The sequence below is a fragment of the Frisingicoccus sp. genome (genome assembly GCA_016298055.1).
Taxonomy (GTDB): Bacteria; Bacillota; Clostridia; order Lachnospirales; family Lachnospiraceae; genus Frisingicoccus.
The window spans coordinates 1-9252 of record JAEDDO010000075.1 but is presented as its reverse complement, the minus strand read 5'-3'; the positions used below and the strand labels follow the sequence as shown (position 1 = coordinate 9252).

The following is a 9252-nucleotide window of genomic DNA, read 5'->3' as shown; positions in this document are numbered from 1 at the left end:
TGCGTCTTCATCCATGTCCGAAAATCATCAACTTTTATGATCCAGCCGGCAAGTTCCGAAAAAAATGCGGCCCAGTTGTCCTTCAGGACCTGTTCTCCGGAAAGTTCTTCCGGAATCTCACGAATCCGCTCCACAGCCAACTGATATCTTTCCTCTAAAAATGTATTTTCTATCAAGAAATTCACTCCTCGCCCTATACTTTACAAAATAACTTTCAAAATTCCGATCATAAATATGCCTGCGTGAACAAGCGATGAAACCACACATACCCGATATCCCGCTTCAAGATATTTGCCGGACACATCCATTCTGTCCATATCTTTTCTTGTTTTAAATGCACAAAAAATACTTGCCGCCATAGACACATATGGCAGCAGACAAATCATCCCTGTCATCTGCCCGGATTTATATATTCCAAAGCCAACAAGAAAAACCAGCAGAATCAGAGAATCGATGCCTATGACAAGGCTGTAGATTCCGGATTTTGTCCGCTGCTTTCTCACTTTCGTAAAACTGTAAACCTTATTTGCCAAGCCAAGCCCTCCTTATCTGATACATGATCCAGAAAATGATATGTCCGATAATACCACCAAGTGTATTTAAAATCAGATCATCCACGTCAAAAGACCCAACCCGGGTAATCAACTGAATACACTCGATAAACAGACTCAGAAGAAATGTCAGCCCTACAGTTCTGAAAAAAACTCTGTTTTTTAAGCTGACAATCGGAATCATAAATCCAAAAGGAATAAAAGCAATAACATTTCCGAGAAGATTCAGCATGAATGCCTCAATTCCAACAAGTTCCCTGTATGTATAAAACCGTGTAATCTCTTTAAAAGGTATGAGATTATATTGGTAAATATTCTGAATCTCCGTCCGGCCGTAATCCTCACTGAAAAAACATACATAGGCCAGAATCATCAAATAAATAATCAGAAACACAGCGGTGCTCCACTTAATCTTTTTCTTCATTTTTAACCCTTCAATTATGAAAGACAAAAGAAAAGGGCACAATGTCTCTTTTCTTTTGTCTGCAGTCCCGTTCATTCACTTAAAAAAGTAAATGATTCTTTTCTTTTAACAATTTTCCTCCGCAAAGGATAGAAATAACACCAACAGTCACTCCCACAACGATACACACGACACCCATGGCAATATTGGCGCCTCCGATGCGTCCCATGGCTTTAAATAACTTTTCGTCCATAGAGCTGTTCCTTTCTATTTTGCACCATACTGTTCATAATAAGCATCAATTGCTGCTTTTAACGTATCATCAATAATAACTTTTCCCTGACGCGGCTGATTGTACAGATATTCAACAACCTCTGCCATGGAAACAATAGCACTTGTCTCAAAACCATAGAGATCTTTTACTTCATCAAGCGCACACTTTTCTCCGCCCTTGCCGACTTCCATACGATTTAAGGAAACCATAAGACCGATAATCTCCACATCTGCCTGAGCTTTGATGATCGGGAATGTCTCTTCGATGGATTTTCCGGAAGTTGTCACATCCTCGATAATGACGATACGGTCTCCGTCTTTGAGCTTGCTTCCGAGAAGAATTCCTGTATCTCCGTGATCTTTCACTTCCTTACGGTTGGAACAATAGCGGATATCTTTTCCGTATAATTCGCTGATTGCCATCGTTGTAGCCACACCGAGAGGAATACCCTTATACGCAGGTCCGAAAAGAACGTCAAAATCCAGTCCGTAGGTATCATGAATCGCTTTTGCATAATACTGGCCGAGACGGCGAAGCTGTGTGCCTGTCACATAAGCACCTGCATTCATGAAAAATGGGGATTTTCTTCCGCTTTTTAATGTAAATTCTCCAAATTTGAGCACATCGCTCTCTACCATAAAGTCAATAAACTCTTTCTTATACTGTTCCATGAGAATATTCCTCCTTTAAGCTACAAAATATTTTTCAATAAGTGCTCCGGCTGAGCCATCGCTGACAGCTGTCCCATAATCTTTCTGAGCTGTCTCCAGCATCTTTCCTAATTCAACGATCATCTGTGGAATCTGAGCTGCCGGAATTGTTCCGCTTTTTTCAACTAATTTCACCCGGTCCGCACCCGTCTGTCCACCAATATAACAGTCAAATGCCTCTACCATCTGGTCATCAACCTTTATCCGTCTTCCGGCAAAGCCTAAGGCTGCAGCTGCATGACGTGAACAGCAGTTTGGACAGCCGCTGATATACACTCTCGGAAGATAGCTGCTATTGATCCCGGATGCCTTTACTGCATCATCAATATTTTTACATAATGTCTGACTCTGATTCACACCTGTCTGGCATGTCGGTGTTCCGACACATGCGACAGACATAGCCACAGGTTCTGTCTTCATGGAATCTTTCATCACATCAAGCACATGCTCTGCCTGTTCCATTGTAAGCTGACGCACATACAGATCCTCGTCCATACTGAGACGAAGCTCTGCCTCCGGCATATCAGCAATAAGCTTCTGAATCTTTCTTCCATCTTCAAGCATCAGCTGTCCGCAGAGCGGATGAAGGATCAGGGTATATCTTCCCTCCTGCTTCTGAGGAAGAATGAGCGGATTGCCGCTTTCTTCTACTGATACCGGTCCGGATACAACAGGCGCGATACCTTCAAATGTGTTGTTCTCCCGGACAGCTTTTAAATGATCTTTGTAGCACTGAATAAAAGCTTCCACACCCATACGTCTCGGAATATAACGAATACGGGCTTTTGCCTTATTCTCATAATCACCTTCTGCTTTGAAGAGCTGAACCATTGCTTCAATATAGTATAAAACTTCTTCCGGTTTTACGAGCTCATCATACAAAATACCTGCTGCCGGATTACTTCCCATACCGCCGGCAAGCCACATGCGAAACATCGGTTTTCCATCCTCAAGCACCGGTATAAATCCCATATCATTAACAGCAGCTCCGGCTGTATCCGCCATGCTGGAAGAAAAGGCAACCTTAAGCTTTCTTGGCAGCTTGTAAGTTGTCGCATTGCGGAAGAAATAATCTCCGACTAAAAGTGCGTAAGGCGTCACATCAAAAATCTCCTCCGGATCAACACCGGCCATCGGTGACAATGCCACATTTCTCGGAAAATTACCGCCTCCGCCCCGGGTAAAGAGATCATGATCAATCCCATCTTTCATAATGTCACATACCTGATCAATGGTCAGTTCATGCAGCTGAATCGCCTGACGTGTTGTCAGATGAATCTTATCAAGACCATTTTCCTGAGCATAATCCAAAATAAGATCAAAGTGCTCTCTTGAAATAATACCTGAAGGTGTTCTTAAACGAATCATAAATTTTCCGGTTTCTTTCTGGGCATAACTTCCCATGCCTCCGGAAAATCCTTTAAATTCATTACGGCTGATACTTCCATCAAGAAAAGCTTTTCCCTTTTCTCTTAAGACTTCAACTTCTTCTTTTAATAAATTTTTGTATTCCTGCATTCTTATTTAACCTTTCCAATAAGCTCATTAATATCTGTCACGCCCATACGTTTCATGTATGCTTCCATACCGGCGATCACATCCATCGTTGCATATGGATTATTAAAGTTTGCAGTTCCTACAGCAACTGCGGATGCACCTGCAAGCATAAATTCAATGGCATCTTCACCGCTTTGGATGCCGCCCATTCCAATAATCGGAATCTTCACCGTATTTGCCACCTGATAAACCATACGGACTGCGATTGGTTTGATCGCAGGACCAGAAAGTCCTCCGGTCTTATTTGCGAGAGCAAAATCCTGTTTATAAATATCGATCTTCATACCTGTCAGTGTGTTGATCAATGACAGAACGTCTGCTCCGCCCGCTTCTGCCGCTCTTGCCATTTCCGTAATATCCGTCACATTTGGACTGAGTTTCATGATGACCGGCTGCTTTGCCACTTTTTTCACAGCTTTTGTGATCGCTTCCACCGCCTTCGGATCCTGACCAAAAGCAATGCCGCCCTCTTTAACATTCGGACATGAAATGTTGATCTCAAGCATATCTACAGGTTCATCTCCGAGGCGTTCAACAACCTCAAGATAATCCTCTGTTGATTTTCCACAGACATTCACAATAATCTTTGTATCATACTGTTTTAAAAACGGAATATCTCTTTTTGTAAACAGATCAATTCCCGGGTTCTGAAGACCGATGGCATTGAGCATGCCGCTGGCTGTCTCTGCGATACGCGGTGTCGGATTGCCCGGCCACGGCACATTGGCCACACCTTTTGTCACAACAGCACCCAGTTTATTCAGATCAACAAATTCACCATATTCTGCTCCGGAACCAAATGTACCTGAAGCTTCCATAACAGGATTCTTAAATTCCACTCCTGCAAGATTGACTTTCATATTCATTACAGTTCCACCTCCTGAGCATTAAATACAGGGCCGTCTTTGCAGACACGTTTATTATGAACATTGGAGTGATGATCCACTTCTTTTGACTGACATACACAGGCAAGACATGCACCGATTCCGCAGGCCATCCGCTCTTCTAAAGAAATCTGTGCTTCTATACCCTTCTCCTGTGCATAAGCCTTCACGGCACGGAGCATCGGTGTCGGACCGCAGCTGTAGATCACATCGCCTTCAACACCTTCTTCACGAATCGCATCTAAAACATTTCCTTTAATACCCACGCTGCCGTCTTCCGTAGCAATGATGACTTTTGTCTTCGGAATAAAGGAAAATTCATTCAAAAGAAATGTCTGACTGTCTTTAAATCCAAGTACAACTGTCTTCTCCACTTTTTTAAGCTCCTTTGCAAGCTGAAGCATCGGAGGAATACCAATACCGCCAGCGATAAGGATGGCCTTATCTTCTTTTAATGTATAACCATTACCGAGAGGCAGGATCATCTTTACTTCTTCTTCAGCTTTCATCATGGAAAGTTCTTTTGTTCCTTCTCCGACAACACGATAAACGAGACGAATCGCTTTTGTCGCTTTTGCAACCTCGCAGATACTGATTGGACGCGGAAGCAGACGGCTGCCGTCACCACAATAAACAGAAACAAACTGTCCCGGTCTTATGTCCTTTACCATATCTCCCACTTCGATCCAGAGGCTGAAAATATCCTCTGTGATTTTCTTCTGGGAGATGATCTGAAACATCTTACATACTTTTTCCATCACCATATCTCCTATCTGAGCCCAGCTCCTACCTGAATATCTTCAATCATATCAAGAACAGCCTGTCTGGAAGCATCTGCAAAGCCTTCCGGACCAAATTTTTCATATTTTGGCTGTTTGTATGCAGCAATGATACCACGTGAAGAGTTGACGATCGCGCCGAGACCATCCTCATTAAAATAGTTCACAAGGTCTGAACCTTTAGCACCCTGTGCGCCGTAACCAGGTACAAGGATAAAGTTTTTCTTCATGATACCGCGAAGTACCTTGCCCATCTCAGGATAAGTTGCACCGACAACTGCACCGACATAACTGTAACCGCACTTGCCCACATGCTGATCTCCCCATTCAACAACCTTCTCGGCAACCCATTCATAAAGGGGACGTCCGTCGATGAGACGATCCTGAAATTCACCGCTGGAAGGATTCGATGTCTTTGTCAGAATAAACATACCCTTCTTCTCCGGAATGGCAACATCAATAAACGGCTGTACACTGTCTGTTCCCATATATGGATTGATTGTAATAAAGTCTTCATCAAAGCCGTAATAGGACTTACTTCCAACCTTCGCCTGTCCGAGATGACCTGTTGCATAAGCACCGGATGTGGAACCGATATCGCCTCTCTTAATATCACCGATCACGATCAATCCCTTTTCATGGCAATAATCCAAGGTCTTTTTAAATGCCATAATTCCAGGAATTCCAAACTGTTCATACATGGCGATCTGAGGTTTCACCGCAGGAATCAGATCATAGACTGCATCTACAATAGCTTTATTAAACTGCCAGATGGCTTCAGCGGCACCTTCCAGTGTCTCACCCATCTCATCAAATGCTTTTTTTCTTAAAAATTCCGGAACATAGTCGAGCATCGGATCCAGTCCGACTTCAATCGGTGCTCCTGTTTTTTGTATCTTTTCCACCAACTTATCAATCATGGCGTATCCTCCGTTCTAAATCGTTTTACATTTGGAAATAGTATAACATATTTTCTTCCCGATTAACAGATGAATTTACCTTCTTCTTCGCTTCGAATGCCCCTTTTTATCCTCCGGCTTTCTTCCCCGTTTCTTATCCGGTGCAATGATTTTCTGTTTAAACTTTTCAGCAAATCTCGGACGTTCTTCAATTTCCCGGAAAGATTCCGCCGGAACCTCACGGCTTAAAAATGCGGCTGCCACATCCAGTATCGTATAATTCTCAAATTCTTCCTGAGACATATATTTTTGAATGGCTCTTGCATAACGATCCAGGTTTTCCTTTTCCATCGTCCGCAGTATTTCGTTCATTACCTGTTTTGTACGGATCTGAGCAATATCCTCTGCCTTCGGGATCTTTTTATACTTGATCTTCGCCCGGGTGTAATTCATAATATCACGCAACTTATACATGTCTCTTCTTCCGACAAAAGAATAGGCCACACCCTCTCTGTTGGCTCTTCCTGTTCTTCCGATGCGGTGCACATAGTATTCCAGATCTTCCGGAAGATCAAAGTTAAAGACAGCCTCCACATCTTCGATATCCAGTCCTCTTGCTGCCACATCCGTCGCGATGAGTATTTCAGTCTCTCCCGCCTTAAAGGCTTTCATGACCCGGTCTCTCTGTATCTGCTTCATATCACCGTGAAGCCCGGCCGCCTGATATCCTCTGGCAATCATTTCCTGAGTAAGTTCATCAACCTGGCGTTTTGTATTACAGAATGCCATGGATAGTTTAAAATTCCCCACATCAATCAGTCTTGCCAGCACATCGATTTTATTTTCCTGACTCACTTCAAGATAGTACTGGCGAATGGAAGGTACGGTGATCTGAGTCTTTGTGATCTGGACTTTGACCGGATCTGTCAGATATTTTTTCATAATTTCAAGGATTCCCCTGGACATAGTCGCAGAAAACAAAACTGTCTGCCGTTCTTCCGGCACAGACTCAAGAATTTTGTCAATATCCTCCCGGAATCCCATATTCAGCATCTCATCCGCCTCATCCAAAACCATATATTCCAGATGTTCCAGACGGATCGTATGACGGCGCATGTGATCCATCAGACGTCCCGGTGTTGCCACAATAATCTGTGGTTTACGCTTTAAAGCCATAATCTGACGATCCATATTTTGTCCGCCGTAAATCGGCACAATACGGATCGAATGTTTATATTTTGTCAGTTTCATCAGTTCATCCGTCGTCTGAACGACAAGCTCGCGGGTCGGGCACAAAATAAGCGCCTGAACATTACGCCGCTCCAGATCAATGCCTTCGATCAGCGGAATCCCGAAAGCACAGGTTTTTCCTGTTCCCGTCGGTGCCTGGGCCACCACATCTCTTCCTTCCATGATCGGCCCGATACTCTGTGCCTGAACAGGGGTTGCCTCCTCAAATCCCATATCACGGATCGCTCTCTTAATTTCCTTTGATATTTCCAGATTTTCAAATAATACTTTTTCCATTTTTACCTCATTTTTCTAAATTCATTTCTGTGTGTTCAATCATCAGATGTGCAGTAAAAAACGCACAACAGCATATAAAAAACCGACGACTGCATTCTGGGCAAGACGCATCGGAATTGATAAAAGTCCGGTGACGGCAAGCAATGCCAGAACAATATAGCCATTCCGATTCACATGCCGCTCCATATAGTTTTCATCATTGTGTGCAAGAATCCCAAAAGCTTTCGATCCGTCCAGCGGCGGTACCGGAATCAGATTAAATACGCCAAGTCCCACGTTCAGTACAACAAAATAATTCAATAATGTATAGAAATACCCGAGCACATTTCCCACATAACCTCCGGTAAATTTATAAATCAGACCGATTCCAAAAAGTCCCGCAAAAGCCATCAGGAAATTAGCGGCAGGACCGGCCAATGATACAAGAAGGACCCCTTTTTTCCTGTCTTTATAATAATACGAATTGATCCGTACCGGTTTCGCCCATCCAAACCGGAATAATATCAGACAGAGGGTTCCCATCGGATCCAGATGATCCAACGGATTCCAGGACAGTCGTCCATCCTGTTTGGGTGTGGGATCGCCCAGTTTCCAGGATACATAGCCATGGGCAAATTCATGTCCGGATATTGCTAAAAGTGCTGCCGGAACAAGATAAATCAAATCTCCGAAATTCATATAATCACCCTTTGCTCAAAAAAGGATGCCGCAAAACTGCTCCAGTGAGCAGTTCAACAACATCCCCCTCTTTAAAATACACTGGTTATAAGCCATGGAATAAAATAGCTGACAATACACATGATCACAGTTGCCAGACAAATGCCGGCTAAAACTGCAGGAAATGCTTTCTTAAACTTGATATCAAGTAAAGAAGCAATCAAAGATCCTGTCCAGGCACCTGTTCCGGGCAATGGAATGCCTACAAAAAGCAGCAGACCGATAAATTCATATTTTTTTATCGTGTCACTCTTTCCCATAGATTTTTGTTCCAGCCGCTCGATCTTCGGTTTCAGCCACCGTGTCCGTTTCAGCCAGTCAAAAATCGGTGTAATAAATAACAGGATAAACGGTACCGGAATAATATTTCCGATCACACAAAGAAACACTGCTTTAATAATCGGAATTTTTAAAAGTGCCGCTGCGACAAGACCGCCTCTCAGCTCCAGAATCGGTACCATGGAAATGATAAAAACGATCATCTCTTTTGATACAACACCATCCAGATTTGTCGTAAACCATGTAATCAATGCATCTGTCATACTGCTGTTCCCTTTCTTTTTGCTTTTTTAAGTCTTTTCTTTTTTAATTTATTCTTTACCTTATTGCCGATCCGGATTTCCCGTTCGAATGCAAAAGCTGTCATAATGCCGACTAAAACCATCTGTATACATGCCGTAATCTGATTCGCTCTTTTCTGAGTTAATTTCATAACTGCTTCTCCTTTCATTTTTGTTTCTGACTATTTTATCATAAAACAACATCCGATACAATCTTAAACATCAAAAGTATCATGACCACAATGATCATCGGACGTATAAATGTTGCTCCCTTTTTAAGCGCCATGCCGGATCCGAAAAAACTGCCCAGCACATTACAGGCGGCTGCCGGTATGGCGGCTGCCCATAAAACATTGCCGCTCAAAGCATATGTAATTAAAGAAGCATAATT

Annotated in this window: 12 protein-coding genes and 1 pseudogene; all 13 read right to left on the bottom strand. The window is 43.0% G+C overall.

Features of this window, described 5'->3' with window-relative positions:
* Positions 1-200: 200 nt before the first annotated feature.
* Positions 201-533, bottom strand: coding sequence for a hypothetical protein (locus QZZ35_RS07190; RefSeq protein ID WP_291236779.1), 333 nt, complete (start codon positions 531-533; stop codon positions 201-203).
* Positions 523-975, bottom strand: coding sequence for a VanZ family protein (locus tag QZZ35_RS07185; protein WP_291236778.1), 453 nt, complete (start codon positions 973-975; stop codon positions 523-525). The genes QZZ35_RS07190 and QZZ35_RS07185 overlap by 11 nt, the downstream gene beginning before the upstream one ends.
* 79 nt (positions 976-1054) lie before the next feature.
* A complete protein-coding gene (locus QZZ35_RS07180) occupies positions 1055-1207 on the bottom strand; it encodes a hypothetical protein (protein ID WP_291233766.1) in 153 nt (50 codons plus the stop codon).
* A 14-nt stretch (positions 1208-1221) separates the two neighbouring features.
* Positions 1222-1899, bottom strand: coding sequence for an orotate phosphoribosyltransferase (pyrE, locus tag QZZ35_RS07175; RefSeq protein WP_291233767.1), 678 nt, complete (start codon positions 1897-1899; stop codon positions 1222-1224).
* A 15-nt stretch (positions 1900-1914) separates the two neighbouring features.
* Positions 1915-3456, bottom strand: a complete 1542-nt coding sequence (locus tag QZZ35_RS07170; protein ID WP_291236777.1) for a nitrite/sulfite reductase — start codon at positions 3454-3456, stop codon at positions 1915-1917.
* A gap of 2 nt (positions 3457-3458) precedes the next feature.
* Positions 3459-4361: a dihydroorotate dehydrogenase gene (locus tag QZZ35_RS07165; protein WP_291236776.1), complete on the bottom strand. Its 903-nt coding sequence runs from the start codon at positions 4359-4361 to the stop codon at positions 3459-3461.
* Positions 4361-5137 (bottom strand): dihydroorotate dehydrogenase electron transfer subunit, encoded by a 777-nt coding sequence (locus QZZ35_RS07160; RefSeq protein ID WP_291236775.1) that lies wholly within the window; start codon positions 5135-5137, stop codon positions 4361-4363. The genes QZZ35_RS07165 and QZZ35_RS07160 overlap by 1 nt, the downstream gene beginning before the upstream one ends.
* A gap of 11 nt (positions 5138-5148) precedes the next feature.
* Positions 5149-6078, bottom strand: coding sequence for an orotidine-5'-phosphate decarboxylase (pyrF, locus tag QZZ35_RS07155; RefSeq protein ID WP_291236774.1), 930 nt, complete (start codon positions 6076-6078; stop codon positions 5149-5151).
* A 75-nt stretch (positions 6079-6153) separates the two neighbouring features.
* Positions 6154-7584 (bottom strand): DEAD/DEAH box helicase, encoded by a 1431-nt coding sequence (locus QZZ35_RS07150; protein WP_291236773.1) that lies wholly within the window; start codon positions 7582-7584, stop codon positions 6154-6156.
* Between the two features lie 42 nt (positions 7585-7626).
* Positions 7627-8262 carry a site-2 protease family protein gene (locus tag QZZ35_RS07145; protein WP_291236772.1) on the bottom strand — a complete coding sequence of 212 codons (636 nt, stop codon included), beginning with the start codon at positions 8260-8262 and terminating at the stop codon, positions 7627-7629.
* A gap of 71 nt (positions 8263-8333) precedes the next feature.
* Positions 8334-8843, bottom strand: a complete 510-nt coding sequence (locus tag QZZ35_RS07140; RefSeq protein WP_291233774.1) for a COG2426 family protein — start codon at positions 8841-8843, stop codon at positions 8334-8336.
* A complete protein-coding gene (locus QZZ35_RS07135; protein ID WP_291236771.1) occupies positions 8840-9013 on the bottom strand; it encodes a hypothetical protein in 174 nt (57 codons plus the stop codon). Before QZZ35_RS07135 ends, QZZ35_RS07140 begins: the two co-directional genes overlap by 4 nt.
* Positions 9014-9051: 38 nt before the next feature.
* Positions 9052-9252, bottom strand: a pseudogene (locus QZZ35_RS07130) (sulfite exporter TauE/SafE family protein); the annotation flags it as partial.